This is a genomic window from Rhizobium sp. 05N430 (assembly GCF_056396985.1).
This window is the reverse complement of record NZ_JBFTMO010000003.1, coordinates 403,255-428,817: the sequence shown is the minus strand read 5'-3', so window position 1 is coordinate 428,817 and position 25,563 is coordinate 403,255. Positions and strand designations below refer to the sequence as shown.

Annotated in this window: 26 protein-coding genes and 1 tRNA gene; 15 read left to right on the top strand and 12 right to left on the bottom strand. The window is 61.2% G+C overall.

Annotated elements, in window-relative coordinates:
* Position 1: 1 nt before the first annotated feature.
* From AC1DJO_RS09555 to AC1DJO_RS09515, 9 genes are all read left to right on the top strand, one after another.
* Positions 2-439 (top strand): DUF2948 family protein, encoded by a 438-nt coding sequence (locus AC1DJO_RS09555; RefSeq protein ID WP_112387549.1) that lies wholly within the window; start codon positions 2-4, stop codon positions 437-439.
* A 53-nt stretch (positions 440-492) separates the two neighbouring features.
* Entirely contained in the window at positions 493-1,791 is a 1,299-nt protein-coding gene (gene hisD, locus AC1DJO_RS09550; RefSeq protein ID WP_477970085.1) for a histidinol dehydrogenase, read from the top strand.
* A 3-nt stretch (positions 1,792-1,794) separates the two neighbouring features.
* The gene (locus AC1DJO_RS09545; RefSeq protein ID WP_112387551.1) at positions 1,795-2,268 is read left to right on the top strand and encodes a UPF0262 family protein; all 474 of its coding nucleotides are present in this window, start codon (positions 1,795-1,797) and stop codon (positions 2,266-2,268) included.
* Positions 2,265-2,750: an arsenate-mycothiol transferase ArsC gene (locus tag AC1DJO_RS09540; RefSeq protein WP_477970083.1), complete on the top strand. Its 486-nt coding sequence runs from the start codon at positions 2,265-2,267 to the stop codon at positions 2,748-2,750. Before AC1DJO_RS09545 ends, AC1DJO_RS09540 begins: the two co-directional genes overlap by 4 nt.
* 120 nt (positions 2,751-2,870) lie before the next feature.
* Complete coding sequence (infA, locus tag AC1DJO_RS09535; protein ID WP_003545338.1) at positions 2,871-3,089, top strand: translation initiation factor IF-1; 219 nt, start codon at positions 2,871-2,873, stop codon at positions 3,087-3,089.
* Positions 3,090-3,134: 45 nt separating this feature from the next.
* Entirely contained in the window at positions 3,135-3,755 is a 621-nt protein-coding gene (locus AC1DJO_RS09530; RefSeq protein ID WP_112387553.1) for a Maf-like protein, read from the top strand.
* Positions 3,756-3,770: 15 nt separating this feature from the next.
* Entirely contained in the window at positions 3,771-3,983 is a 213-nt protein-coding gene (gene yacG / locus AC1DJO_RS09525; protein ID WP_477950970.1) for a DNA gyrase inhibitor YacG, read from the top strand.
* 182 nt (positions 3,984-4,165) lie between these two features.
* Positions 4,166-4,241: transfer RNA gene (locus AC1DJO_RS09520), tRNA-Phe, on the top strand.
* 125 nt (positions 4,242-4,366) lie between these two features.
* Positions 4,367-4,723, top strand: coding sequence for a VanZ family protein (locus tag AC1DJO_RS09515; protein ID WP_310293019.1), 357 nt, complete (start codon positions 4,367-4,369; stop codon positions 4,721-4,723).
* Positions 4,724-4,736: 13 nt separating this feature from the next.
* Here the strand turns inward: AC1DJO_RS09515 and AC1DJO_RS09510 are convergent, their stop codons facing one another.
* Positions 4,737-5,948, bottom strand: a complete 1,212-nt coding sequence (locus AC1DJO_RS09510; RefSeq protein WP_477950972.1) for a TIGR03862 family flavoprotein — start codon at positions 5,946-5,948, stop codon at positions 4,737-4,739.
* Between the two features lie 116 nt (positions 5,949-6,064).
* On the opposite strand from AC1DJO_RS09510, the gene AC1DJO_RS09505 reads away from it, so the two are divergent.
* Both AC1DJO_RS09505 and AC1DJO_RS09500 read left to right on the top strand, forming a co-directional pair.
* On the top strand, positions 6,065-6,493 hold the full coding sequence (locus AC1DJO_RS09505) for an OsmC family protein (RefSeq protein WP_477950973.1): 429 nt from the start codon (positions 6,065-6,067) through the stop codon (positions 6,491-6,493).
* 109 nt (positions 6,494-6,602) lie between these two features.
* Entirely contained in the window at positions 6,603-7,496 is an 894-nt protein-coding gene (locus AC1DJO_RS09500; RefSeq protein WP_112514335.1) for a DMT family transporter, read from the top strand.
* A 3-nt stretch (positions 7,497-7,499) separates the two neighbouring features.
* On the opposite strand, the gene AC1DJO_RS09495 is transcribed toward AC1DJO_RS09500, so the two are convergent.
* From AC1DJO_RS09495 to AC1DJO_RS09465, 7 genes are all read right to left on the bottom strand, one after another.
* Positions 7,500-8,525: a polysaccharide pyruvyl transferase family protein gene (locus AC1DJO_RS09495; protein WP_477950975.1), complete on the bottom strand. Its 1,026-nt coding sequence runs from the start codon at positions 8,523-8,525 to the stop codon at positions 7,500-7,502.
* A 39-nt stretch (positions 8,526-8,564) separates the two neighbouring features.
* Positions 8,565-10,055 (bottom strand): lipopolysaccharide biosynthesis protein, encoded by a 1,491-nt coding sequence (locus AC1DJO_RS09490; RefSeq protein ID WP_477970080.1) that lies wholly within the window; start codon positions 10,053-10,055, stop codon positions 8,565-8,567.
* Between the two features lie 59 nt (positions 10,056-10,114).
* Positions 10,115-11,044: a glycosyltransferase family 2 protein gene (locus tag AC1DJO_RS09485; RefSeq protein ID WP_477970078.1), complete on the bottom strand. Its 930-nt coding sequence runs from the start codon at positions 11,042-11,044 to the stop codon at positions 10,115-10,117.
* Between the two features lie 514 nt (positions 11,045-11,558).
* On the bottom strand, positions 11,559-13,118 hold the full coding sequence (locus tag AC1DJO_RS09480) for a VOC family protein (RefSeq protein ID WP_477970076.1): 1,560 nt from the start codon (positions 13,116-13,118) through the stop codon (positions 11,559-11,561).
* 62 nt (positions 13,119-13,180) lie between these two features.
* Positions 13,181-14,803, bottom strand: a complete 1,623-nt coding sequence (locus tag AC1DJO_RS09475; protein ID WP_112387562.1) for a response regulator — start codon at positions 14,801-14,803, stop codon at positions 13,181-13,183.
* 4 nt (positions 14,804-14,807) lie between these two features.
* Positions 14,808-15,233 (bottom strand): response regulator, encoded by a 426-nt coding sequence (locus tag AC1DJO_RS09470; RefSeq protein ID WP_112387563.1) that lies wholly within the window; start codon positions 15,231-15,233, stop codon positions 14,808-14,810.
* The gene (locus AC1DJO_RS09465) at positions 15,220-17,361 is read right to left on the bottom strand and encodes a sensor histidine kinase (protein ID WP_477970074.1); all 2,142 of its coding nucleotides are present in this window, start codon (positions 17,359-17,361) and stop codon (positions 15,220-15,222) included. The genes AC1DJO_RS09470 and AC1DJO_RS09465 overlap by 14 nt, the downstream gene beginning before the upstream one ends.
* Positions 17,362-17,549: 188 nt before the next feature.
* Between AC1DJO_RS09465 and AC1DJO_RS09460 the strand changes: the two genes are divergently transcribed.
* The 3 genes from AC1DJO_RS09460 to AC1DJO_RS09450 all read left to right on the top strand — a co-directional run bounded on the left by AC1DJO_RS09460 (position 17,550) and on the right by AC1DJO_RS09450 (position 19,543).
* Positions 17,550-17,927: a response regulator gene (locus tag AC1DJO_RS09460; protein ID WP_310292991.1), complete on the top strand. Its 378-nt coding sequence runs from the start codon at positions 17,550-17,552 to the stop codon at positions 17,925-17,927.
* A gap of 459 nt (positions 17,928-18,386) precedes the next feature.
* Positions 18,387-19,091, top strand: coding sequence for a response regulator transcription factor (locus AC1DJO_RS09455; protein ID WP_112387566.1), 705 nt, complete (start codon positions 18,387-18,389; stop codon positions 19,089-19,091).
* Between the two features lie 14 nt (positions 19,092-19,105).
* Positions 19,106-19,543 carry a response regulator gene (locus tag AC1DJO_RS09450; RefSeq protein WP_477939149.1) on the top strand — a complete coding sequence of 146 codons (438 nt, stop codon included), beginning with the start codon at positions 19,106-19,108 and terminating at the stop codon, positions 19,541-19,543.
* Positions 19,544-19,547: 4 nt separating this feature from the next.
* On the opposite strand, the gene AC1DJO_RS09445 is transcribed toward AC1DJO_RS09450, so the two are convergent.
* The 4 genes from AC1DJO_RS09445 to ybaL all read right to left on the bottom strand — a co-directional run bounded on the left by AC1DJO_RS09445 (position 19,548) and on the right by ybaL (position 25,217).
* The gene (locus tag AC1DJO_RS09445) at positions 19,548-20,249 is read right to left on the bottom strand and encodes a sensor histidine kinase (protein ID WP_477970072.1); all 702 of its coding nucleotides are present in this window, start codon (positions 20,247-20,249) and stop codon (positions 19,548-19,550) included.
* Positions 20,250-20,343: 94 nt separating this feature from the next.
* The gene (gene secD / locus AC1DJO_RS09440; protein WP_477970070.1) at positions 20,344-22,899 is read right to left on the bottom strand and encodes a protein translocase subunit SecD; all 2,556 of its coding nucleotides are present in this window, start codon (positions 22,897-22,899) and stop codon (positions 20,344-20,346) included.
* An 86-nt stretch (positions 22,900-22,985) separates the two neighbouring features.
* Positions 22,986-23,363, bottom strand: a complete 378-nt coding sequence (locus AC1DJO_RS09435; protein WP_477970068.1) for a hypothetical protein — start codon at positions 23,361-23,363, stop codon at positions 22,986-22,988.
* 57 nt (positions 23,364-23,420) lie between these two features.
* Complete coding sequence (gene ybaL, locus AC1DJO_RS09430; RefSeq protein WP_477970066.1) at positions 23,421-25,217, bottom strand: YbaL family putative K(+) efflux transporter; 1,797 nt, start codon at positions 25,215-25,217, stop codon at positions 23,421-23,423.
* Positions 25,218-25,296: 79 nt separating this feature from the next.
* Between ybaL and AC1DJO_RS09425 the strand changes: the two genes are divergently transcribed.
* On the top strand, positions 25,297-25,560 hold the full coding sequence (locus tag AC1DJO_RS09425) for a helix-turn-helix transcriptional regulator (RefSeq protein ID WP_112513973.1): 264 nt from the start codon (positions 25,297-25,299) through the stop codon (positions 25,558-25,560).
* The last annotated feature ends 3 nt before the right edge of the window (positions 25,561-25,563 follow it).

The following is a 25,563-nucleotide window of genomic DNA, read 5'->3' as shown; positions in this document are numbered from 1 at the left end:
CATGACCGATCTGAAGCTTCTTGCACTCGACAGTGAAGACCTTGCTGTGGTCTCCGCGCATCTGCAGGACGCCGTTTTCAAGATCGGCGACATCGCTTGGTCCCCCAAGGACGGCCAGTTCGCCTTTGCCGCGAACCGCTTCGTCTGGGAAGAGGCTGGCGGCAAGCGCAAGGGCTTCGAGCGCCGCCGCGCCGCTCTCGTTTTCAAGCGCGTTCTCGCCGTCCGCTCCACCGGCATAGACCGCAAGCGCCGCGACGAAGTGCTTTCACTGCTGTCGGTCGTTTTCGAGCCGAAGGGCGAGGGGCCAGAGGGCACGATCGAAATCACGCTGTCGGGTGCGGCCGAGATCGTTCTCGATGTCGAATGCATCGAAGTTCAGCTTGCAGATATCGGCGGAGCATGGGAAACCGCCTCCAAGCCGCGCCATCCGGGCGCTTGACGATCGTCTCTGCGCGGTTTGATGTTTAGCGTTGGTTTGGAAGGAAATTGAGCGTGGCAATCTGGCTGGATCAGGCATCGGATGGTTTCGAGCAGCGTTTCGCCGCTTTTCTGACCACCAAGCGCGAGGTCTCCGAAGACGTCAACATCGCGGTGCGCGCCATCATCGATGACGTGCGCGCCCGTGGCGATGTGGCCCTTGCTGAATATTCGAAGAAATTCGACGGCATCGATTATGCCAAGGTGCCGATGCGCGTCACTGAGGCCGAGATTGACGCTGCCGTCGAGGCAGTCCCGGCCGAAGTGCTGGGCGCGCTGAAGGTCGCCGCCGTTCGCATCGAATCCCATCACGCCCGCCAGCTGCCGAAAGACGATATTTACGAAGACGCCATGGGCGTCGGCCTCGGTTCGCGCTGGACGGCGATCGAAGCCGTCGGCCTTTATGTTCCAGGCGGTACGGCGAGCTACCCCAGTTCGGTGCTGATGAACGCCGTTCCGGCCAAAGTCGCCGGCGTCGATCGCATCGTCATCGCCGTTCCGGCAACCGGGGGCGTCGTCAATCCGGCCGTGTTGGCTGCGGCGAAGCTCGCAGGCGTCTCCGAAATCTACCGTGTCGGCGGCGCACAGGCGATCGCCGCACTTGCCTATGGCACGGAGACCATCGCACCCGTTGCCAAGATCACCGGCCCCGGCAATGCCTATGTCGCCGCCGCCAAGCGCCACGTGTTCGGTACTGTCGGCATCGATATGATCGCCGGACCCTCTGAAGTGCTGGTCATTGCCGACAAGGACAACAATCCGGATTGGATCGCTGCCGATCTTCTGGCCCAGGCCGAACATGACGCGAGCTCGCAGGCGATCCTCGCCACCGATGATGCTGGCTTCGCCAAGGCTGTCGAGGCCGCCGTCGAGCGCCAGTTGAAGACGCTGAACCGCGCCGAGACCGCTGCCGCCAGCTGGCGCGATTTCGGCGCCATCATCCTCGTCAAGGATCTGAAGGACGCCATCCCGCTCGCAAACCGCATCGCGCCGGAGCATCTGGAGTTGGCGGTCGTCGATCCGGATGCGCTTCTCCCGGGCATCCGCAATGCCGGCGCGATCTTCATGGGCGCGCATACGCCTGAAGTGATCGGCGATTATGTCGGCGGCTCTAACCACGTGCTGCCGACGGCGCGTTCGGCGCGCTTCTCGTCCGGCCTTGGAGTGCTCGATTTCGTCAAGCGCACATCGATCCTGCGCCTCGGCCCGCAGCAGCTGCGCGAGCTTGGCCCGGCGGCGATCGCCTTGGCGGTGTCCGAAGGCCTCGACGCTCATGCGCGATCGGTCGCGATCCGCCTCAATCTCGAAAGGTGAGGCATGGCGAAGGGCGACTTCCGGCTTTCTGATGTCGTCCTCGACGACACGATCGGCCGTTCGACGCCCGATGTCGAGCACGAGCGCGCCGTCGCCATCTTCGATCTGATCGAGGAAAATACCTTCGAGCCCGCCGGTCATCCGGGCGGGCCCTACAAGCTCAACATCTCGCTCGTCGACAGCAAGCTGGTCTTCGTTATCAGGACGGAGGAGGGCGGTGATGTTGCCACCCATATCCTGTCGCTGACGCCGTTCCGCCGCATCGTGAAAGACTATTTCATGATCTGCGAAAGCTATTACGAAGCGATCCGTTCGGCCTCGCCAAGCCGCATCGAAGCGATCGACATGGGCCGCCGCGGCATCCACAATGAGGGTTCGCAGACGCTGAAGGACAGGCTGAAGGGCAAGATCGACGTTGATTTCGACACCGCGCGGCGCATCTTCACGCTGGTCTGCGTGCTCTACTGGCGCGGATGACCGGGATGGAGCCGGCTCCGCTCACCGCAGAAGGCAAGGCGCCGGGCGCGATCCTCTTCATGTGCGGCATGAACGCCATCCGCTCGCCGATGGCCGAGGCAATCGCCCGGAGCATGCTGCCCGCCAATACCTATATACGCTCGGCAGGCGTTCGCGCCGGCGAGCGTGATCCCTTCGTCGATGCCGTACTTGAGGAGATCGGCCTGTCGCTCGGCCGCCACCTCCCGAAGACGCTTGAGGAACTCGAGGACGACTATTTCGACCTGATCATCACGCTGTCGCCGCAGGCTCATCACGCAGCGCTGGAACTGACGCGTGCCAACGCCGTTGAAGTGGTGTATTGGCCGACCATGGATCCGACCGGCGAAACCGGCAGCCGCGACCAGATTCTCGATGCCTACAGAGAGGTGCGGGATCACATTGCAGCGCTGATCGAGAGCCGGCTACTCAGACGAAACGGCATTGCCGCGCAATCGGCCTAAAACAAAAGGAAGAAAGCCCGATCAACAAGGTTCACAAATGACCGTTGATTGTGTAGTTTCCGCCCAAATTTTAAGGTGGCGCAAGTCCGCCATCTCAACCGACAGGAAGAAAAGCCTTATATGCCTAAAGAAGAAGTCCTTGAATTTCCGGGTATCGTGACCGAACTTCTGCCGAACGCGACTTTTCGCGTGAAGCTTGAAAACGAGCACGAAATCATCGCCCACACGGCCGGCCGCATGCGCAAGAACCGCATCCGCGTTCTGGCGGGCGACAAGGTTCTTGTGGAAATGACCCCCTACGACCTCACCAAGGGCCGTATCACCTACCGTTTCAAGTAAGCTTGGGCCGCAAGCCCTCGAGGCTTCCTTTCCGGTCGAGGTTCCATGGCGCTCACATACAAGCTCATCCTGGCTTCCGGTTCTCCGCGACGTGTCGACCTGCTCAATCAGGCAGGCATCGAACCGTCGCGCCTGATGCCGATGGATATCGACGAGGCGCCGAAGAAATCGGAGCATCCGCGCTCGCTGGCCCGCAGGCTCTCGACCGAGAAGGCCGAGGCGGCGCTGTCGGCGATCAAAGGCGATCTGGCCTGGAAGGGCAGCTATATCCTCGCGGCCGATACGGTCGTCGCCGTCGGCCGCCGCATTCTGGGGAAGGCCGAGTTTGCGGATGAGGCTTCCGCCTCGCTCAATCTGCTCTCCGGCCGCAGCCACTGGGTTTATACCGGTGTCTGCCTGGTAACGCCCGATCGCAAGGTCCGCCAGAAGATCGTCGAAACCAAGGTGCGCTTCAAGCGCCTCTCCGGCTTCGAGATCGAAAGCTATCTGGCCTCGGGCCAGTGGCGCGGCAAGGCGGGTGCCTATGGCATCCAGGGTCTTGCCGGCAGCTTCGTCCAGAAAATGGTCGGCTCCTACACCAATGTGGTGGGCCTGCCGCTTTATGAAACTATCCTCCTGCTGACCGGCGAAGGCTTCGATGTGCACAGCCGGTGGCCTGAGGGCTAAGCCGGGGGCATCGTCATGTCCGAAGACGAGAATAGAACCACCGCCAAGGTCGAGCCGCTTCGCAAGACGCGGCCCTGCCCGGAATGCGGCAAGCCATCGCATCGCGAACATTATCCGTTCTGCTCGAACCGTTGCCGCGAGGTCGATCTCTCACGCTGGCTGACAGGCGCTTACGCCATCCCCGTTGCCGAAGATGAGAAGAAAGCCGAGTATGACGACGAGGAATAGCCTTTAAAACCACAGGCGAAGTCCTTAAATTCACTCGGGAATTTGGAAAAATTCCACAAGCCTCAAAAAACTGTCATTTGACGCTTGCCATGTCCCGACAAGATGCTATAACCCCGCTCGCTTCCGGGGCACACCAAACCCTCCGGTTCTTTCTTTGAAAGAATGCAGGCCGAAGCAGGAATGCCCAGATAGCTCAGTTGGTAGAGCAGCGGATTGAAAATCCGCGTGTCCGTGGTTCAAATCCGCGTCTGGGCACCACTCTTTCTCCTTAAGAAAAGCTCGATCAGTCGCCTCGCGTTTCGTGGCAGTTGCATGTCGCGGATTAGCCCATTTTGTACTTTTGGCTGAATTGCGCCTGCCCGCCATCGGCCTACCCTTCGCCCATGAACAAGATGCTTCTCGTGAGAGTGGCCGCCTGGCTGTCGCTGGCCGCCGTTATCTTTGTAACTGTATGCCCGATCGAGTACCGGCCGCACGATATCATCGACGTCGATGTCGATCGCGCCATGGCGTTCATGGTGATGGGCATATTGTTCGTCACCGGTTATCCGCGGCGGGTCGTTCTGTGTGCGGTGCTGCTGGTCATCGGTGCCTTCGCGCTGGAGACGCTGCAGTTCCTGTCTCCGACGCGTCATGCGCATTTCGAGGATGCGGCGACGAAGAGCATGGGCGCGCTATTTGGCGTCTTCCTGGCGGAGGTCGTCAACCGCATTAGGGGTATCCGGCACAAGGCGGGATAAGCGCGGGCCGTGTTCAGTCGCGGTCCAGCCACGCAAGCATGCCCTGCGCTGCCGCCTTGCCTGTTGCCATGCATGCCGTCAGCAGATAGCCGCCGGTTGGCGCTTCCCAATCCAGCATTTCGCCGGCGGCGAAGATACCGGGCATGGCCTTCAGCATATAACCGTCATCGATCGCGTCCAGCGCTATGCCTCCGGCCGAGGATATGGCTTCGGCAATCGGCCGGGTTGCAGTGAGCGGGATCGCCAGCGCCTTGATCCTCGCAGCAAGGTGCTGAGGGTCCTTCAGCACGTCGTCGCCCGCAAGCTCCCGGAGCAGCCCAGCCTTGGCGGGGTCGAGACCGGCGCCCTTGCGCAGCCGGTTGGAGAGGCTTGCTTTCCGATCCTGTCTGGCAAGGTCGGCCGCCAGCCGCTCGACGGATCGCCCTGGCGCGAGATCGACAAGCAGCGAGACGGTGCCATCGCGCTCCAGATCGTCGCGAAGGGCGGCTGCATGAGCATAGACAAGGCTGCCCTCGATCCCATGCTCCGAAATCACGAATTCACCGGGAAATGTCCCGGCCGCCGAGGTGGCTGTCACCGCCTTCAACGGCGCCCCGGCAAAGCGCTCGCGAAACACTCCGCTCCAGTTGACATCGAAGCCGCAATTGGCCGGGCGGAAAGGCGCGATATCGACGCCTCGCTCATGCAGCCATGGCACCCATGCAGCATCGGAGCCGAGCTTCGGCCAGCTTGCGCCGCCGAGTGCCAGCAATGCCGCGTCCGGGTGGATGACCTTCCGGCCTTCCTGGGTTTCAAGCACCAAGCCACCGTCAGTAAAGCCGATCCAGCGGTGGCGTTTTGCGATCACCACGCCTTGCGTCTCCAGACGGGCGAGCCAGGCGCGAAGCAGCGGCGAGGCCTTCATGACCGTCGGGAAGACGCGCCCCGATGACCCCACGAATGTCTCGGTGCCGAGTTCGCCCGCCCAGCGGCGGATATCGTCGGGCGTCAGCGCGTCAAGCGCCGGGCGGAGGCGATCGGAAGCGCCGCCGAAGCGGGTGGCGAACCGCTCGTAATCCTCGGAGTGCGTTATGTTCAGCCCGGATTTCCCTGCCAGCAGAAACTTCCGCGCCACCGTCGGCATGGCGTCGTAGACGGTGATCGCGTGGCCGGATCCCGCCAGCGTTTCCGCCGCCATCAGGCCCGCCGGGCCGCCGCCGATGATCGCGATCTGTTTTTTCTTCATGGGCTGCCTGATACAGCATTCAAATGCGTCCGTCTCCGGATTTGAGAGAAGCCGTTTCGTTGCGTGTTGCGGCCAAACTCACTATCTCAATCCCATCTCAAATGGAGTGTCGCGGCATGGCCGATCTCAAAGCAAGACCCAGACCCACAGGCGCCAAGGCTGTCCTCGGCCGGACCGGATTTCCGCATGTCACCTCGGCGACGAAGGGCGAGATCGATATTGTCACCAGCCCGTCTCAGCCCGGCTTCAATCCGCTCGATCTTCTCTATTCGTCGCTCTCGGCCTGCCTCGTGCTGAGCGCCCGCATCGCCGCCAGCAATCTCGGCGTCCTCGACAGGATCACCGAGATCACCGCTGACGTGACCGGCGAGAAGGCTGCCGAAGGCCTGTCGCGGGTCCAGAAGTTCAACATCGCCTTTTCGATAAAGGGGGATATCGACGACGAAACGCGGCAGAGGATCGCGCATCTGGCCGAAGACGAGATCTGCACGGTCAGCAACACGATCCGCGGCAACCCGGAATTCTCGACGGTTATTTCCGGTTGAGCTTTTGTGTCGCGGGTGTCGTTCCCGCGCTATCCTCTTTCGGTTCGATCTGATAACTCGCATCCCGGCTGGCGTCTCAATCATGGCTGGCCGGGAAAGCATAGAGATCATGTCGCAGGCCGCCGCCCCCTCCACAGAAGCTGCTCCTTCACAACGTTTCGCGCTGACGGCGCTCATCCTTGGCGGCGCCGCCATCGGTGGTTCGCCGATCTTCGTGCGGCTCTCCGAAGTGGGGCCGATGGCAACGGCCTTCTGGCGCGTCGCGCTGGCGCTGATCCCGATCTTCATCTTCTCGCTGATCAAGAAGGATTCGGGCCCGAAGCCTGAAAAACTCTCCGATTATGCCATGCTGATCCTGCCGGGCGTCATCCTCGCAGCCGATCTCGCGGCCTGGCACCTGTCGATCACCATGACCTCGGTTGCCAATGCGACGCTGCTCGCCAACCTCGCGCCCGTCTTCGTCACCGTCATCGGCTTCGTCGCCTTCCGCGCGCCCGTCTCCCGCATTTTCGTGCTGGGACTGGCATTGGCGCTGGCGGGCGTGGTGATCCTCAAGGGCGGACCGGCGGCGCTCGGCAACGGCGATCTGCGCGGCGATGGCGTGGCGATCGTCGCGGCGATCTTCTATGCAGGCTACATCCTGGCAATCGGCCAGCTGCGCAGCCGTTTCGATACGATCCGCATCATGCTGTGGAGCACGGCATCGGCCGCCATTTGCGTCTTCCCGCTGGGCTTCTTCTTCGAGGCGCATATGCTGCCTCCGACGGCCTATGGCTGGGCGATCGTCTTCGGCCTTGCCTTCATCAGCCATGCCAGCGGCCAGGTGGCGATCGCCTTTGCGCTTGCCTATCTGCCGGCCGCCTTCTCGTCGCTGACACTGCTCCTGCAGCCCGTCGTTGCGGCCATCCTTGCTTGGGTGCTGCTAAATGAGGGGATCGGCCCGATGCAGGCCATCGGCGGCCTGGTGGTGCTCGCCGGGATCATGATCGCCCGGCGAGGCTAAGCGTCAGGCGACGGCCGCCGGCTGCATGCGCCGCGCATCGAGAATACCGAGCGCTTCATCGACGGTCGCCGCAATCGCAGCCTTTTCCGCATTGTTGCAGGTGCCCCACGCCTCGATGAAGCTGCTGGTCTTGCCGTAGCTGTTGTCGAGCACGCAGTGATCGGCGCCGATCAGCACGCACATGATGTGGCCGTGCATGCGGTCGGTGATCACCTGGCGGGCAGAGCCCAGCAGCGCCACGCCGCGGTCGAAGCGCTGCTGCGCCCGCTCGCGATAGGCAAGCTCGGTCATCCTGGCGCGTCCGCCGATGCGGCCGGAGAGCAGCCCCTTCAGGATCGCGGCACGCTTCGTCTGCTTCTGGAAATCGGCAGGCTCATCCGGCCAGTCTGATTTCACCGTGCCCGGGCGGCTGGTCGCCGCCGTCAGGTCTTGCGGCGCACCCACTTCCTGGTCCTCGCGCAGATTGAGCAGCAACTCGTGCTGCGGGGCCGGGCGAGTGACCGGGCCGATGCAGAAGGCCATGTCGGGGCAAAGCCTGACATCGCACTGGAACCACCGCTTGGCGAATTCGAAGCTCTTGTGGTCGCGTACCAGCAGCGTGAAATTGCCGTGCTTCTCGATCGCGCGGGCGGTGCTGTCGATCCCGGCCTGTTCCTTGAAGTGGATGGTCTGCGGCATTTGGACGATCGGCCGGCCCTTGTATTTCGTCAGCATGTCCTCGCGGAACTGCCGGTAGCCCGCCCAGATATCCCCGAAATTGCCGCCGCCATGCAGGAAGATGCGGCCATCGCCGATCGCCGCCAGCATGCGCTCGTCGTCGTAGGTGGGGATTTCGGTCACATAGGCTGGCCGCGTCTTGCGGCGGTCGAAATAGGCAAGCTCCCCGAGCCAGATGGCGCTGTCACCGATATTGTAGTGGTTCGGGAAATCGAGCAGCGCGAAGCGCTCGGCCGGATCGACGAGGTCGGAAAGGCAATTTGCGATCAGCCCTTGAAGTCGGTTGATGATCGTAATGTTGGTTTCCTGCATGTAAGGCTCCTGTTGAAGAGTCTGGCCCAGCCCCGGCGGCTAGGCCTCGGCCCGCTTTCCGAACGGCAGCAAAGACTTGCCGAGCGCGATGTAAGGGCGGATGGCGGATCTGCCGAAGAGCGGCAGAAAGGCGAGATAGATGACGGCGCCGAGACCGATGCTGAGACCAAGCGAAAGCCAGCGGCTCTGCAGGTGTTCGGCGATGACGGGATGTGCAAACCAGACGCAGACAGCCATGACAGCGCTGCCGCAGAAGGGCAGGGCGACCGACTTGAAGGTGCCGAGCGAGTCGATGCCGGCATAGCGATGCAGCACATATTGCTGATAGGGCATGGTCAGCCAGGCGCGCAGCACGTAGCCGGCGGCAACAGCGAGGATGCCGTAGGGCACCAGCAGCCAGGTCAGCAGCAGGGTCGCGGCAAACTGCAGCGCCGCGACCGAAAGGATCGATTCTGCGCGATTGACTGCCGATAGCGCCGAAGAGGCGAAGAAGTTGGTCACGAACGGCACCGACATCAGCACCAGCACGGTGGCGATATCGCCGGCATTGCCCCACTTGTCGCCGAACAGCAGCGCGATCATGTCGTTGGACAGCGCCCCGAAGCCGAAGAGCAGCGGAATCGTGCCAAGCGCGGCGGCGCCGACGATCTTGTTATAGGCGTTGCGGAAAGCGACGCGATCGTTCTGCAGGCGTGACAGGGTGACCAGCGAGACGCTGCCGATCGGCGCCAGAACGGCCTGGCCGATCAGCTCGATCAGCCGCCAGGCGATACGGTAGCGGCCGACTTCGACGGCGCCATACCAGCGGGAGATGAAGATGTCCTGGACGCGGGCCAGCAGCATCCACATCAGCTGGGTGACGACGAGGCTGACGCTGAACAGGAAGACCGAGCGGAATTTCGCAACATTGAACCGCAGGCGCGGCATCCAGGGATAGGCGACCCAGCCGAGAACGACGGTGACCGCGGCATTGACGGCGGTCTGGGCGACCAGTGCCCAGATGCCCCAGCCGAGATAGGCGCAGACGACGGCGGTGATGCCGGAGAGCAGGCTGGCCGCGATGCTCTGCGCCGCAAGGTTCTTGTGGCCGAATTCGCGGGCGAGACGCGCATTGTGGATGACAGCCAGCGACGAAATGGGCAACAGCGGCGCGAGCCAGCGGAGAATGCCAGACACGGATTCGTCGCGCACCAGCTCGCCGTAATAGGGCGCGAACACGAAGACCACGGCGGCAATGATGGCGCTGAACGCAACTGTGGCCCAGAAGCAGGTATCGGCAAGCTCCTCATCGAGATCCAACTGCCGGGTGATGGCATCGCCGAGCCCGGCATAGGCAAGCACGCGGCCGATTTCGACGAACAGGCTGGCGAGCGCGAAAGTGCCGAAATCGCCGGGGCCGAGAATGCGCGCCAGAATGACGAAGATGATGAAGGTCGCAATCGTGCTCCAGGCCACACGGACAACCGACCAGAGGACGGATAGTGCTGTCTTCTTCTTCAGATCGGCATGCGCAACTGCATGTTCTGCCATTCATCATCCTATCGATTGCAGCCGAAGCTTGGGTCGTCGGCGCAAAGAGTGTGCGGGTGTCAGGTGCGGACTGCGGTGGGCGACTTACGGCGGGTGCTCTGCCAGTAGGCGATCATTCCCGTCAGATTGTCCCGGAGCTGCCGGCGATAGGTCAGACCCATCTCCTTGCTCATCGGCTGGCCGCCGATCGCTTCGCGGACAGCCTGGCGGATATCCCAGCGCAGCATGCCGCGCATGTTCGAGCGCTTGTCGAACAGGTATTTCGCATAGAGCGCACCGTTGCCGAAGGCATAGCCGGCGTGCAGGCGATGGATATCTTCGATCTTGCGGCGGCCGTGGAAATGCTTGACCACCAGCTCGGGCACATACTCAACCCGGATACCGGCGTTGAAGGCGCGGTGAATGTAATCGGTATCCTCGCCGGAGCGGAACGTGGCACCGGCGCCGAAGCGCGGATCGAAATCGCCGACGCAATCGACCAGCGCGCGCGGGAAAACCATGTTGCAGCCATGAATGAAGCCGCCGGCATGCAGTTCGTTGTTCAGTACCGCCGGTTCCAACTCGGTCTTGATGGTAACGGGAAGGTCGCGGGCATCGCCGAGCTCGACCCTGCCGCCGCGCATGACGATCGCATCGTCGGCGGCAAACAGAGCCGCAATGGTGGTGAAGTAGTCCGCAAACACCTCGCAGTCGTCATCCGTGAAGGCCAGCAGACGGCCGGTCGCCGCCGCGATGCCGGAATTGCGGGCATTGGCCAGCCCCGGCAGCGCTTCATGGACAAGATTGGTGTGAAGAGGCGCGACAGCCGCCCACCGGCGAAAGACCTCGGATGTATCGTCCGTCGAGCCATTGTCGACAAACACGAGCTCCAATTGTAAATCGCCCGCCTGCCGGGCTGCATTCGCAATGGCATCCAGGCAGTTCAACAGGCCGCCAGCCCGATTTCTCGATGAGATAATCAGGCTGATATCAACGGGCCGAGGAGGCATGCAATTTCCCCTTCTGCGATCGATGTCCGGGCCAAGATAGGTCTGATATCAGAACTCGGCAAGGACTTTTTGCAATGCAGCAAAATAGAACAGGCGCAGAAGAAACAGAAAGAATGAGGTAATTTATAGGCGAGTGAATTTTTGATAATTAAATTCACGAATGTATTGTCAAATTATTGTAATAAATCGTGATAACTATGGTTACAATTGCTGATTTGATATTTTCGCTATCGTTAGCCATTGAAATTATCGTGTAAGTACGCAGAAATTCTGCTGTGATATAAATAGAAATATGAGAATTTTACATAGCGAGAATGCCGTAAAATATCTCCCTTTCTTCGATGCCGCTTTGCGCTGCACAATAGAGAGTTGCAGCCGGTGAAGGCCGAAGATTTAGCGCATGGCGCGCAGTGTAAGCCAAGCTTTCCGGCGGTGATCGCACCGGAAAAGCTTCCGCAAGAGTAGGGATGAAAGAACAAATTCCGTCATCGCAAGTCTTTCGCGCCGCGGCTTGCTACTGGCTTTCCTTCAACAGCCACTGCTGAATGATCGGCACGTCGGCATCGCCGAGATCGTGACCGCCGGGGATGACGTCCGAATCGACGGTCGCGCCCGAGGTTTTCAACCGTCCCTCGAGATCGTTGGCATATTTTCCGTAGGCGTCGGTCTTGCCGCTGATGACCAGCAGGTCGGTGCCCTTGAGATCGGCATGCGGATAATTCGTTAGAACCGGCATGGAGCGCAGCAGAACCGCCTTATGGATCAGCGACGGGTGCAGGTAGATCAGCGAGTTCAAAAGATTCGCGCCGTTGGAATAGCCAACGAAGACGATCTTCTTCGGATCCAGCCCATACGACTTCACGGCGCCATCGATGAAGGCGGCAAAGGCTTCGGCTTCGCTCTTGATGTCGTCTTGGTCGAAGGAGAAAGGCGTGATCCGCTTGTACCAGCGCGGAAAACCTTCCTCTGTCGCCCGGCCGCGCACGCCGAGCAGCGTTGCCCGCGGCGCCACCTTGTGCAGCAGCGGCATCAGCGTCGTCTCGTTCCCGCCGGAGCCGTGGAGGAGCACGAATACGCTGCCATCGGGATCCGGTGGCGTATAGAAGCGGTGCACGAAGGGTAGATCGCGGTAGTTGACCCTCGGCTCGCCGGGCATCGAAAATTGCGGCAGCACGACCTTTAGATCCTTCAGATCCTTGATCGAATCCTTCGGCGGCAGGAACAGCTTGGTTCCGAGCGTCGGCGCCGGCTCGTCCACCAGCATTCCCGGCTTGTCGGTTGCAAGCTCGATCAGCGTGCCGCCCGGCTCGCGGACATAGAGCGATTTGAAATATTTCCGGTCATGCATGTTGGTTGCCGAGTCCGTCGACGTGGCAAGCGCATCATGAACAGATGTCAGCTCGGCCTCATCCGCGGCGCGGAAAGCAACGTGATCGATCGTCCCCGTGCCCGGCGCACCGGACCAGAAGCCCTTCGCGTTGCGCACATCCATGACATCGCCGGAATCGGAGACCAGCCTGTCGATGGCGCCCTTGTTTGCCTGGAAACGATAGCCGAAGTGGCTCTCGATGAAGGCGCGGCTGGCATCGGGCGTTTCGGTCAGCATCGTCGCGCCGCGGATCCGCTGTACCGCATGTTCGATCGGAACCGGTCCGTCCGCCCAGGCCGCAGCGCTTTTGAGCTCCTTGCTGCCGGCAAGCTTCAGGATGATGTTGTCGGGATCCTTCAAGCGGAGCACCGGCTCGCCAAATTCGTCGGCCGGGCCTTCCATGCGAATCCCGAAGCTCATGGCTCGCGTCAGCCAGTAGCCGATACTCGTCGGATCGATCGCCAGCGCGATCTCGCTGATCTGGCCGAAACCGGCGCGTCCCTGCGAGCCATCCTCCCATGCAAGGAAAGTCACCAGCGAGCCGGGCGTACCCTCTCCATCGCCATAGAAGAGATGCAGTTGGGTTTCGTCCTCGAAACCGGCGGTCTGCTTGACGAGCCGCATGCCGAGAAAACCGGCATAGAAATCCACATTCGCCTGCACTTTGCGGGTGATGGCGGTGATGTGATGTATGCCAGAAATCATCGAAAGCAGTCCGTATTGCTGGGGAGTGGCGAGAAGCGCCAGAACTAATGCGGATACTAAAGTCATACCAGTGCCGTTGGAGATTGCCTCGATTGTTCTACACAAAGAACTAGGGCATCGCCGCGCGGCTGCAATTCCAAACTGTCGACATCTGCCAGCGCCTGCTCCAGCTGCTGCAGCGTCGGCGGCTTGATCATGTAGGCAAGAGCGCCGAGTTCCTTGGCCCTCTGCATGTCGCTTTCGTCGCTGGATGTGCTGAGGATGCAGACCGGTATCTGCTTCAGCCGGATATCGGCCGAAAGCGCGTTCAGCACCTCAAAACCGTCCATGATCGGCATGTTGATATCGAGCAGCATCAGGTCCATCGGCGGCTGGCTGAGATCGATCGCCCGCTCCTCCAGAAGCCGCATGGCCTCACGCCCGTTGGTCGCCACATGCAGGTTGAAGCTCACTTTCTCCCGTCGCATCAACTTGAGCTTCAGAAGCTGGATGTCGGCGGGGCTATCTTCGACGAGAAGCACTTCGGCAAGACGGCCCTTGGCTTCTTGAGGCTGTTCGATTGCCCGGACCGCCTGCGGCCCCGTCTGCGCTGCAGCCTCGGCGGACATGCTGTTTGCGAGCGGCAATTCGAGCACAAAGGTCGCGCCGCGTCCCGTCTTCGCCTCGCACCAGATCGCGCCGCCATGCAGCTGCGCAATGCGGCGGCAGATCGCAAGGCCAAGCCCCGTTCCTTCGATGCCGCGTCCGACCAGACGCTTGAAGGGCTGGAAGATCAGCTCCCGGTGGTCGGGATCGATGCCCGGTCCGTTATCGCTGACCAGCAGACGGCAGAGCCCTCCGCCGGCAGCCGCGGCACTGACGCGCACCTGAGGGCGCTGGTCTTCGCAATAGCGGATCGCATTGGAGATCAGGTTTTGCATCAGCTGGATCAGCAGCGTCCCGTCGCCCATCACCTCCGGCAGATCGCCGCTGACGATGGTTGCCTGCCTGCTCTCCATCTGTTGGTGTAGATTGTCCTCGACCTGCCCGAGAACGGCGGCGAGCGACACAGGTTTCAGTTCCAGTTCCCCGGAGACATCAAGCTTGGTGAAGCCCGAGACCTTGACGATCAGGTCTTCCATATGGTCTGCGGCACTCAGGATATAATCGAGAAGCTCGCGGTCTTCGGCCGGCAGCGAAGCCGAGCCGTGCAGGATCTTGCTGAAGGACTTGATGGTGCGTAGCGGCTCCTTGAGGTCGTGCGCCATCGCTCGGGTGAAGATCTCGAGCGATTGCCGCTTCTGCTCCAGCTTCTTCTCCAGCGCGCCATGCATAACGGCATTCTGGACGCAGCGGTGCAGCGTCTCGGGCGACAGCGCATCCTTGGTCAGGTAGTCGCGTGCCCCGTTCTTCATCACCTCGACGGCGACAGTCTCGTTGCCCTGTCCCGTCAGCATGATCACATTGGCGGTCGGATCGAGCTTCAGGATTTCGGCAAGCACCCCAAGTCCGTCGCGGCCGGGCAGCGAATAGTCGAGCAGGATGCAGCTTGGCCGCTTGCTGGCGGCAAGCTCCAATCCTTGGTCGCCGGTCTCGGCCTCGGCTACCACGTAGTTCGTTCCGGCGACGCGCGACAGCATTCGACGGTAGACTTCGCGGTCGTCGATATTGTCGTCGATGATCAGTACCAGGCAGTCTTCCGCCAATCGTTCAATCCTCGTGCGGCAGGATGGCAATCTCGAACCAGTATTCCTTCAGCCGCTGGATCGCGGAGAACAGTCCGTCGAGATCGACAGGTTTCTGCACATAAGTATTGGCGCCGAGTGCATAGCAGCCTTCGATGTCACGCTCGTCGTCCGATGTCGTCAGAATGACTACCGGGATCTTGCGCCACTGCGGGTTGGATTTGATCGCCTCAAGCGTCTTGCGGCCATCGAGGCCCGGCATGTTGAGATCGAGCAGGATCAGGCCGGGGCGCGGGTTCATGCCGGCAAGCTCATCGAGCGCTTCCTGGCCAGAAGCGGCCCAGCGGATCGGGTTGCGCAGGTTGGTGCGCTTGAAGGCACGCATCGTCGCCTCGAAGTCGTCCTCGCTGTCTTCGACAATCAGGATCGGCTGCATATCACGCGGCTGCATTGTGGCCCTCTCTGTTGCTTCCCAGCGTAAAGTAGAATGTGGTGCCTGCACCCATCTCGGACTCCAGCCATATCTCGCCATTGTGGCGGCCAATGATCTTTCGCACGAAGGTCAGTCCGGCCCCGGTTCCATCATCCGAATCCTGCGATTTTTCAAGCCGTTTGAAAATCCGGAAAATGTCCTCGTAGAATTCCGTCGCGATGCCCTTGCCGTTGTCCCTGACGAAAAACACGCCGCGCGCGGCCGCGCCATCCTTGCCGGTGTAGTGCTCCAGATAGCCGATGGTGACCAACGGCTCCGGCTTGTCGTTATATTTGACGGCGTTGGTCACCAGGTTCCGGAATACCTCGGTCAGCCGCGTCGCGTCGCAGACAACCTCGGGAAGCTCGCCGTCCACCACGACCCGCGCGTGCCGCTCCTCCAGAAACACTTCCAGCGTCGCCACCACGTCCTTGATGACGAGATTGATGTCGGTACGCTTGACGGCCAGCTGCTGGCGTCCGATGCGGGAGAAATAGAGAAGATCGTTGACGAGCTTCTCCATCCGCTGGCTGAGCCGCACCAGCCGGTTGAGACGGCGCACGCCGTCCTCGTCGAGCTGGTTCTCGTAGTCTTCGAGCAGGAAGCGCGAGTGATTGTGCAGCCCGCGCAGCGGCTCTTTCAGATCGTGCGAGGCGATGTAGGCGAACTCGTCGAGGTCCTGGTTGCTGCGTTCCAGATCGGCCGTATAGGCTTCGAGCTGCGCCAGCGTCGTCTTCAGCCGCTCCTGCTGCTGCACCCTGTCGCTGATGTCGCGCACGATGCCGACGAATGTCCGCGCGCCGCTTGTCGGAACCACGCTGACGGACAGATCGAGCGGAAACACCACGCCATTCTTGCGGCGGCCGGACACCATGCGCGTCGTTCCGATGATCCGTTCCTCGCCGGTCTCATGGTAGTGCTGCAGGTAATGGTCATGCTCGGAGTGATAGGGCTCCGGCATCAGCATGTTGATGTTCTTGCCGAGCGTTTCGGATGGCAGATAGCCGAACATCTGCTCGGCCGCCGGATTGAAGCTGGAGATAACGCCGCGCTGGTCCATGGTGATCACGGCATCCGGCGTGTTGCGCACCAGTGAGCTGAAGCGGATGCGCTCGGTCTCCAGGCTGGCGCTGTTGCGCATGTAATTGTGAACGAGATAGCCGATCAGCCACAGCAGGCCGATAGTGATCGCGCGGTTGGCAGCCTCGGGCCAGACGACCGTGTCGCTATGGTTGACGGCGAAAAAGCCGAGAAGGATCAGGACCGTGCAGGCGAACGCCAGGTAGAGCGGCGCGTTGCGATTGCCGAACCAGAGGGCGGTCAAAATCAGCGGCACATAAAGAATGCCGTTCGCCACCCCGAGCGGCGTATAGAGGTCGGCGAGCAGTCCGGTGAAACAGACGACGCCCGGGATCCACAGCGGCACGCTGGCGCTGCCCTGCGGCTGGCGCCACCAGGCGGCGGCCAACAATCCGCCGCCGAAGAACGTCACCCCGATCGACGTATGCAGCGCCATCGCCGCATAGGGACCCCAGCGATAACCCTCCTCGGCGCTGGTGACGTAAGCAGCGAAGGCGACCATGCCGAGCGTGATGATCACATAGCCCGTCAATTCCTGGAGGAGGGGAGCCCTGTCATCCTTCCAGTTCCGGCCGGCAAGCAGCGCAAGATTGCCGATCAGGAAGCAGAGCGTCGTGTTCGGTCCCATGCCGCCGCCGATCAGGTCGGAAAATTCCCGTGAGACGAGGAGGTTGGTCAGCACGCGATCGACCATATGCGAGGTGCGACCGAGCGAGATGATCTCAGCAAACCGCGTCACGGTGATTGCCGCCACACACAGCGAGATCAGGGACGCCGCCATGTTCAGACGCTGCAGCTTCGATACCGATCCCGCCAATGCCAGACCGGAGAGCACGAAGCAGAGCGCCGTATTGAACGCCATCGCCGGAAATTCCGGCACGACGGAGACGATGACCTCGACTTCCAACAGCCAGCCGGTGATCGCGCAGATGCCGAGAAGCGTGATGAGCGTTCCGATGGCGATCGCGGCCACGCGGTAGCGGCCCTTCTTCTGCGCTTCGTCCCTCAAGCTGGCGGCATTCCACACGCGGTCGATCCTCCTGAATTCGGGTCATCTTTTCCGAAATGACCGAATACACAATAGGAAACGTAAGGTTGTGTACGTCTTTCCTCTGCCGATTCGGGGGAGGTTGATAACGATTCTTAGCGAAGTATCTTTATTGTCGCATCGCGAAACAGGCGGGACATCGCCGGTGGCGACCGGGTGAAGCAGCTATGCCTTTGATATTCTACATCGATGATAGCAAGGATGACCTCTTCTATCTCGATTACATGCACCGGAAGGGCGCCTTCACCGCCGAGCTTGTGTCGTTTTCCCAGGCGCAGCCGGTTTGGGAGATGCTGGAGGCGCGTCATGCCACGGGCGAGCCGCTTCCCGATCTGCTGATCGCCGATCTCTACATGCCTCTCGACGACGGCCTTGCTTTGGTGCGCAAGGTCAGCCTCGATCCTCGCTTCGCATCGGTGAAGCTTGGCATATGCAGCGGTTCGGATGCCGATGAGGACCGGGAGCGTTCGCTGGAAGCCGGCGCCCATATCTACCTGCAGAAGCCTTTGAATTTGAACGATAGTCTTCTCAATCAACTGGTGTAGGCGCCAGGTGCCCGAACACGCGGCAGCGCACTGAAACGCCAATTGACAAGGCTTGTTCAGCGTCCCAAGATACAACCAAGAGGAAGAGGAGTGATTTGAGCGCTGAGAGAGCCGACTGACCCATATTCGCCGCCACGAACTTCAGCCAACCCCTTAGCTGAATGGATCTATCGGCTCTCTCGCGCTTACTTCCGGCACTTTTCCCGCTACTCATGAGATCATGAACAACGAAAAATGCGATACCTAGGTAAGACTACGATTTCAGTATATCTGCCTTTGCATCACTTGCGGTTGAGAAATTGATGGGCTTGTTTGCCTTGGGATACTGGGAAGTCCCCGTCCCGTTATCCCCATCAACTGTCTCGGTTTTTTTGTAACTGTTCGCGTTTAGGACGTATATCCCAAGATTTCGGGATGGTGTGGAGTGACTTCTGGAAGTTTCGAGGTAAGGTTGCCGGAATGACCAATGCTGCGGCTGTTCCTTTTCATACTGGGCCCGAGCTGAACCGGGCCATCAACCGGACCGACTTCTTCCGCTTGTTCAAGGCGGCGGCACACCACTACCATTTCGACAATTTCGTTCTGGCAAAGATTTCCGAGGCGGCAGCGCCGTTCGGAGAGCGTGAAATCGTCATCACCAACGTGGCGGAGCGGCGTGCGACGCTGTTTATCCGGACACTGAAGGAGGCGCTGGGGGCGATCAAGGCGAAATCCGCGCAGTTCCTCACGTCACCGGTTTTCGGCAAGAGCGCACAGCTGGAAGGCTATCCCGCCGATCTGGTGTTCAACGAATTCAACGGCAACACGTTTCTGTTGATTCCGCTCTTTACGCCAGAGGGGCGGCGATACTGTCTGGTGCTCAGCGGCGTTCGCCAGGAGCCGGACCAGAGCGAGATCGCCGACGTCCTGCTTGACGTCATGCGTATCTTCGACAAGCTGTACGAGGAAATCTTGACCCAGGAAATGTCTGGACGTCTGACGCAGCGCGAAGCCGAGATCGTCAAATGGACGAGCGAAGGCAAGACCTCTGCTGAGATCGCCATCATTCTCGGTTTGTCGGAGCATACGGTGAATTCGCATATTACGGCGGCAGTCAGAAAGCTCGACGCGGTCAACCGCGTACACATGGTAGCCATAGCGCTCCGGAACGGGCTCGTTTCGTGACCGGAGGGGATGGTATGGCAGCCGATACAAGCGCCGGGCGGACCGTTAAGGTCCTGTTCGTGGACGACGAGTTCATTGAATTCCGTTCACTGAAGAAGAAGATCGGCAGCCTGTCGGAGCCGGCCGTCGATGTCGAATACGCCCAGTCGATCGGTGACGCCCTCGAGAAGATCAAGGCTGCGCGCTATGATCTGATCCTGCTCGACAACCGTCTGCTTCCGAATGCCGATTTCCGCGAGACGGTGCCGGAACTGCGCGGTATCGGCTATACCGGGCCCATCGGCGTGATCTCGACCGATATATCGGACGGGTACTTCCAGCAGTTCCCGGATTACGGCGTCGATTTCCGCATCGGCAAGGATGAGATGGATGCGCGGACGCTGCAATATATCATCCGCGAATACGTGACCTACGACGTCCCGGATTTCTGGAAGGACGACTACACGATCTGACGGCTCAGGCGGGCAGACGGACTTCGAACCGGCTGCCGCTGGCGGATGATGCTGCAAGCGTCACCGTGCCGCCAAGCGCCGCGGCCAGCTCACGGCAAACCGTCAAGCCAAGTCCCGGCCCGGGAACTGTTCCGGCTTTTGGCAGCTTCCAGAACGCCTCGAAAATGCGTGCCTGATGCGCGGGATCGATGCCCCGGCCGTTATCGGCGACGGAAATGACAAGCTCTTCGCCATCGCGCACAGCCCCGACTTCCACCCGAAGGTCCTCTCGCTCGCCATGGGCAATCGCGTTGACGAAGAGCTGCTTCAGCACGGCCGTCAGCAAGGTGGGGTCGGTTCGCAGTTCCGGCAGCCCGTGGTGAGCCAGCACGGCTTTGGTCTCTGGAAACTCCGCGGTGGCTTCAGACCACGCGGTCTCAGAAGCGATGGTCAGATCCACATTCTCGCGTGCGGCCTGTGGGGTGCCCGATGCAAAAGTCATCAGTGCCTTGGTCAGCTTCTGCGCCGTCTGCACCTTTTCGAGAATGGTCGTCAGGCTTTGCTTCTCGTCGGCGCTGATCCGGCCTTCGAGATCCTCCAGCAGGATTTCCGAATACATCGCGATGTGACGGAGCGGAGACTGCAGGTCGTGAGAGGCCACGGCCAGGAAGCGGCGGATCCGCTCCTCGGTGCTTTTGGTCTCTTCCGGCGTCGTGCTGGATGACATGGCGGTATCTCCCCTCGACCTCGGGAGCACCATAGAAAGCGGGCGCCGGTTCTGCAACCGGCGCCCGCCTCAAGCTTTTGTTAGCAACCGGTTTTTAGCCGATCGACTTGCGCGGCTCTGCCGGTGCCGGAGGAATGATCTCGGCTTCCGGCTTGGCATCCGCTGCCGGCTTGGCGTGGCGGCGGCGCCAGTCGCCAAGGAACAGCAGGATCGGGGCCGCGATGAAGATCGACGACGCGCCGGCAACGAGAATGCCGAACACCATCGGGATCGCGAAACTTTCGACGGCACTGCCGCCCCAGATTGCCATCGGCAGCAGCGCGAGGAAAGCCGTCGCGTTGGTGTAGAGGCTTCGGGCCAGCGTCTCGTTGATCGAGCGGTCGATGATCTCGCGCAGCGGCATCGACTTGTAGAGACGCATGTTTTCGCGCATGCGGTCGTAAACGACGACCTTGTCGTTCACCGAGTAGCCGACCAGCGTCAGGATCGCCGCGATGGCGGTCAGGTTGAAGTCCAGTCCGGTCAGCGCGAAGAAGCCGATCGCCTTGGTCACGTCGAGAATGAGCGTAACGATGGCGCCGACCGCAAACGGCCATTCGAAGCGTGCCCAGATATAGGCGAGCATCGCCAGGCTGGCGATGACAACGGACAGGATGCCGGCCCATGCGAGTTCGCCGCTGACCTTCGGTCCGATGACGTCGGTGCCGGTCACGGTCGCCGACGGATCGATCTTGACGATCTCGTTCTTCAGCTTCTCGACAGCAACGGTCTGGGCTTCCTCGCCACCGTCCTGGCGCTGTGCGCGCACGGCCATGGTGTTGTTGTCACCATAGGACTGCAGGGAGACTTCGCCGAGGCCAAGGCTGTTCAGGCCTTCGCGGAACTTGCCGAGATCGGCGGCCTCGGTCGTCTTCACCGACATCTGGATACCACCACGGAAGTCGACGCCGTAGTTGAGGCCCGGATGAATGAAGAGGATAACGGATGCGATCGACAGCAGCGCCGAGACGCTGACGCCGAAGAAGCGTGCCTTCATGAACTGGATGTGGCGGCCGTAGGGGTTGAACATCATCGGCAGCAGCGGCTTGATGTTCAGAACCTTGAGCTTCTGGCGGCGGGTGATCTCGATCATCGTCACGCGAACGAAGGCGACCGAGGTGAACATCGAGATGATCAGGCCGAGAGCCATGGTAACGGCGAAGCCGCGGACCGGGCCGGAGCCGAACCAGAACAGGATGGCGGCGGCAATCAGCGCCGTCATGTTGCCGTCGATAATCGTGGAGTAGGCGCGGCGGAAGCCGGTGTCGATAGCAGCAAAGGCGCTCTTGCCCTTACGTGTTTCTTCGCGGATGCGCTCGTTGATCAGAACGTTCGCGTCAACGGCCAGACCGATGCCGAGCACGATACCGGCAATACCCGGCAGTGTCAGCGTCGCGCCGACCAGCGTCAGGGCCGAGAAGGTCAGGATCGTGTGGATCAGCAGGGCGAAGTTCGCGAGGAAGCCCCACTTGCCGTAGAGGACGAAGATGAAGAGGGCGACGAGGACGAAGCCGACGATGCCCGAATAGATACCCATGCGGATCGCATCGGCGCCGAGGTCTGCACCGACGGTGCGTTCTTCGATGACGGTCAGCTTGGCGGGCAGGGCGCCGGCGCGCAGCATGGCTGCAAGCGTCGTTGCGGTATCCGCCGAGAAGCTGCCGGAAATCTGGCCGGAGCCGCCGGTGATCGGTTCGCGGATGACCGGCGCGCTCAGCACCTTGTCGTCGAGAACGATGGCGAAGGGATTGCCGACATTCTGGCGGGTGATATCGGCAAAGCGGGTTGCGCCGGCGCTGTCGAAGCGGAAGCTGACGATCGGCTCATGCGTATTCGGGTCGAAGCCGACGCGGGCATCCGAGAGGCGGTCGCCGGAGATTTCGACACGGTCGAGAACCGGATAGCTCTCGCCCTTGTCGTCCTTCAGCATGGTCACACCAGGACCCGGCTGGTTGTTCGGGGCAAGCATGTGGAATGACATCTTGGCGGTCGAGCCGAGGAGCTGGCGCAGACGCGACGGATCCTGCGCGCCCGGCAGCTGCACGAGAACGCGGTTTGCACCGATGCGCTGGATCGTCGGTTCGGCAACGCCAACCTGGTCGACGCGCTGGCGGATGACTTCAAGGCTCTGCTGAACGGCGGAATCGACATGGCTTGCGAGACCGGCCGGCGAGAAGGCGACGATCACGTTGCCGCCGTTGGTCGTGACCGAGAGATCAGACTGACCGGCGCTGAGGCCCGTGCTGATCGGGTTGCCGAGCGTCTGCAGCTGGGTAACGGCTGCGCCGCTCTGCTCCGGATCAACAGGTGTGACGACGATCTGGTTGTTGTTGAGAACGATCGACTTGGTCTGGATGCTCTTCTCGCGCAGAACGCGGCGGGCGTCCTGCAGCAGGGTCTGCAGCCGTTCCTTGGTGAGGTCGGCTTCATCGACTTCGAGAACGAGGTGCGAGCCGCCGCGAAGGTCGAGGCCGAGGGAGACCTGGCTATGCGGCAGCCAGGCCGGCAGCTTGCTGAGGGTGCTTTGCGACAGCACGTTCGGCAGCGCGATGATGAGGCCGAGCACGATGATCACCGAATAGATGAACACCAGCCATGGTGAATTGCGCATTCTATCTGATCCTTGAATAAAAGTAGGCCGGCGCAAGGCGCTGGCTGTGTCTCTGCATGTTCTTGAAGCGCGAGTGGCGCGGAAAATCAGGCGAGCGGCGGTGCGCGAGGCTGATGGGCCGCCGTGGCGGCGGGCCGAGTGGCCGTATCGGTGACGCCCGCAGTCACGGGTGCCGGCCATACGGCGAATTCGAGATGCGGAAGAAGCGGCAGCGCGGCTGCATCGGAATCGTGCAGCGTCTGCTTCGGCGCGATCTTGCGGTCGGTAGCAAGCAGCCCGCGAACGGCTTCACGCGCCGTCAGCTGCAGCGGCTGTGTTTCCTTGCCCGGAGCGCTCAGCGCGTTGTTGGATTGGGAATCGGGTCCGAGAATGAGGTTGCCGCCAAGCAGCAGGCCGAGATAGGCAAAGATTGCAAGCACGAGGGAAACGGCGATGCGAGCGCTCAGGCGGCGCGCATCTGGCATTCCCTCATCATTCCTTGCGATCTCGCTCTCAAACCGGCTCAAAAGCGCAAAAACCCGTCATTCTTTCGCTGGCGGCTCTGTGACCGCTGGCGGAATTGTATCAGTCTCCGGCCCATCTTCATAGGCTGGACTGTCATGATGCACTTGAGCCAGCCGGTCAACCATTCCCATGGCGATTTCTCGTTCGCCCATGATCACGGTATCGGCGCCATACTGCTTCAACGCCTCGACCTCTGCATCCGAATGGGCGCGCGCGACGATGAGGATGGACGGGTTGACCGCGCGGCCAAGCTCGGCGACGTGGCATGCCTCAAAGGCGTTCGGAATGGCGATGACAAGGCTGCGGGCGCCCGTCAGGTTGGCAAGATCGAGCACTTCGCGGGCGGCGGCATTGCCCATTACTGTTTCCACGCCCTGTGCCTTCAGCTCCTCGATCCGCTTTTCCGCATCCTCGATGACAAGGAAAGGCGTGCCCGAGGATTTGAGGTTCTGGCCGACGATGCTGCCGACGCGGCCATAACCGACGAGGATAGCGTGGCCGGACAGTGCCGTTGGAAGGACCTCGTCTTCGGGCTCGGCGGGTTCGGCCGGTGCAGCCTCTACAGGTGCTTCCTCGCGTTTCGGCCGCTCCAGCATTGGCTTGATGCGATCGCAGAGATAGAAAAGCGCCGGATTGAGGATGATCGAGATGATCGCACCTGCAAGGATCAGGTCGCGGCCCTCTTCTGGCAGCAGGCCGAGATCGACGCCGAGAGCCGCCAGAATGAAGGAGAATTCGCCGATCTGACCAAGGCTTGCGGAAATCGTCAGCGCGGTGCTCACGGATTTCCGGAACAGCAGCACGATCAACAAGGCCGCCACCGATTTTCCGATAACGATGATGAAGACGGTGGCCAGAACCGGCAGCGGCTTTTCGATCAGGATGTTCGGATCGAACAGCATGCCGACGGAAACGAAGAACAGAACCGCGAAAGCGTCGCGCAACGGCAGGCTTTCCTGGGCGGCGCGGTGGCTGAGCTCGCTTTCGGCGAGAACCATGCCGGCGAAGAACGCGCCGAGCGCCAGCGAAACGCCAAACATCTTCGAGGCGCCGAAGGCCACGCCGAGCGCGATCGCCAGAACCCCGAGGCGAAAGAGCTCGCGCGAGCCGGTGTGGGCGATGCGATGCATCGTCCAAGGGATCAGCTTTCGCCCGAAGATCAGCATCAGCGCCACGAACAGCGCTACCTTAACCAGCGTCATGCCGATGATGCCACCAATGCCGAGGTCGAGCCCGAGCAACCGGTTGAGACCAGCAGACAGTGGCTCGACCGTCGCATGCTCGCCGCCGCCGATACTGGCGGCAGCCGGGATGAGGACGAGCGCCAGAACCATCGCAAGATCTTCGACGATCAGCCAGCCGACGGCGATCTTGCCGCGCTCCGTCTCGACCAGCCGCCGCTCCTGCAATGCTTTGAGAAGGACGACCGTCGAGGCGACGGAGAGAGCGAGACCGAAGACCAGACTGCCGCCAGTCGGCCATCCCATCAGCCAGCCCAGACCCCAGCCGAGTAGTGTCGCAAAGGCAATCTGCACGATCGCGCCGGGAACCGCGATGCCGCGAACGGAGAGGAGGTCTTTCAGCGAGAAATGCAGACCGACGCCGAACATCAGCAGGATAACGCCGATTTCGGCAAGTTCGGGCGCGAGATTCTGGTCAGCCACATAGCCAGGCGTGTGCGGGCCAACGAGGATACCGGCGAGCAGGTAACCCACGAGCGGCGGCAATTTCAGCCTGTTGGCGATGGCGCCGAAGATAAACGCCAGCACGAGACCCCCGACAATTGTCGAAATCAAAGGTGTATCGTGCGGCATCGCAATCTCCCGATCTGGCATTCCCGTTCAAAACATGACATATATGGCTTATGTTGACCAATATGGGTGACTTAAAATCATGGGTCAAGGCGCGAAAGAAACAATTCTGACGCCTGCTTTATGCCGCGCAGCACGTGGCCTGCTCGATTGGACGCAGAGCGACCTTGCAGACAAGGCCGCGGTCTCGCGCAGCACGATACGCGACTACGAGGGACGGCACCACGAAATCCATAGGGCGACCGAGGCACAGCTGCGCCTCGCCTTCGAGGATGGCGGCGTGAAATTCGTCGATGTCGAGGGGGCGGGGACCGGCCTATGCCTGCCCCCGCGAAATGCCGGTTAAGCT

Bases quoted from the DNA above. Each gene is read 5' to 3' on its own strand.
- AC1DJO_RS09555 (WP_112387549.1), top strand. From the start codon at position 2: ATGACCGATCTGAAGCTTCTTGCACTCGACAGTGAAGACCTTGCTGTG.
- AC1DJO_RS09545 (WP_112387551.1), top strand. From the start codon at position 1,795: ATGGCGAAGGGCGACTTCCGGCTTTCTGATGTCGTCCTCGACGACACG.
- AC1DJO_RS09540 (WP_477970083.1), top strand. From the start codon at position 2,265: ATGACCGGGATGGAGCCGGCTCCGCTCACCGCAGAAGGCAAGGCGCCG.
- infA (WP_003545338.1), top strand. From the start codon at position 2,871: ATGCCTAAAGAAGAAGTCCTTGAATTTCCGGGTATCGTGACCGAACTT.
- AC1DJO_RS09530 (WP_112387553.1), top strand. From the start codon at position 3,135: ATGGCGCTCACATACAAGCTCATCCTGGCTTCCGGTTCTCCGCGACGT.
- yacG (WP_477950970.1), top strand. From the start codon at position 3,771: ATGTCCGAAGACGAGAATAGAACCACCGCCAAGGTCGAGCCGCTTCGC.
- AC1DJO_RS09515 (WP_310293019.1), top strand. From the start codon at position 4,367: ATGAACAAGATGCTTCTCGTGAGAGTGGCCGCCTGGCTGTCGCTGGCC.
- AC1DJO_RS09510 (WP_477950972.1), bottom strand. From the start codon at position 5,948: ATGAAGAAAAAACAGATCGCGATCATCGGCGGCGGCCCGGCGGGCCTG.
- AC1DJO_RS09505 (WP_477950973.1), top strand. From the start codon at position 6,065: ATGGCCGATCTCAAAGCAAGACCCAGACCCACAGGCGCCAAGGCTGTC.
- AC1DJO_RS09500 (WP_112514335.1), top strand. From the start codon at position 6,603: ATGTCGCAGGCCGCCGCCCCCTCCACAGAAGCTGCTCCTTCACAACGT.
- AC1DJO_RS09495 (WP_477950975.1), bottom strand. From the start codon at position 8,525: ATGCAGGAAACCAACATTACGATCATCAACCGACTTCAAGGGCTGATC.
- AC1DJO_RS09490 (WP_477970080.1), bottom strand. From the start codon at position 10,055: ATGGCAGAACATGCAGTTGCGCATGCCGATCTGAAGAAGAAGACAGCA.
- AC1DJO_RS09485 (WP_477970078.1), bottom strand. From the start codon at position 11,044: ATGCCTCCTCGGCCCGTTGATATCAGCCTGATTATCTCATCGAGAAAT.
- AC1DJO_RS09480 (WP_477970076.1), bottom strand. From the start codon at position 13,118: ATGATTTCTGGCATACATCACATCACCGCCATCACCCGCAAAGTGCAG.
- AC1DJO_RS09470 (WP_112387563.1), bottom strand. From the start codon at position 15,233: ATGCAGCCGCGTGATATGCAGCCGATCCTGATTGTCGAAGACAGCGAG.
- AC1DJO_RS09460 (WP_310292991.1), top strand. From the start codon at position 17,550: ATGCCTTTGATATTCTACATCGATGATAGCAAGGATGACCTCTTCTAT.
- AC1DJO_RS09455 (WP_112387566.1), top strand. From the start codon at position 18,387: ATGACCAATGCTGCGGCTGTTCCTTTTCATACTGGGCCCGAGCTGAAC.
- AC1DJO_RS09450 (WP_477939149.1), top strand. From the start codon at position 19,106: ATGGCAGCCGATACAAGCGCCGGGCGGACCGTTAAGGTCCTGTTCGTG.
- AC1DJO_RS09445 (WP_477970072.1), bottom strand. From the start codon at position 20,249: ATGTCATCCAGCACGACGCCGGAAGAGACCAAAAGCACCGAGGAGCGG.
- secD (WP_477970070.1), bottom strand. From the start codon at position 22,899: ATGCGCAATTCACCATGGCTGGTGTTCATCTATTCGGTGATCATCGTG.
- AC1DJO_RS09435 (WP_477970068.1), bottom strand. From the start codon at position 23,363: ATGCCAGATGCGCGCCGCCTGAGCGCTCGCATCGCCGTTTCCCTCGTG.
- ybaL (WP_477970066.1), bottom strand. From the start codon at position 25,217: ATGCCGCACGATACACCTTTGATTTCGACAATTGTCGGGGGTCTCGTG.
- AC1DJO_RS09425 (WP_112513973.1), top strand. From the start codon at position 25,297: ATGGGTCAAGGCGCGAAAGAAACAATTCTGACGCCTGCTTTATGCCGC.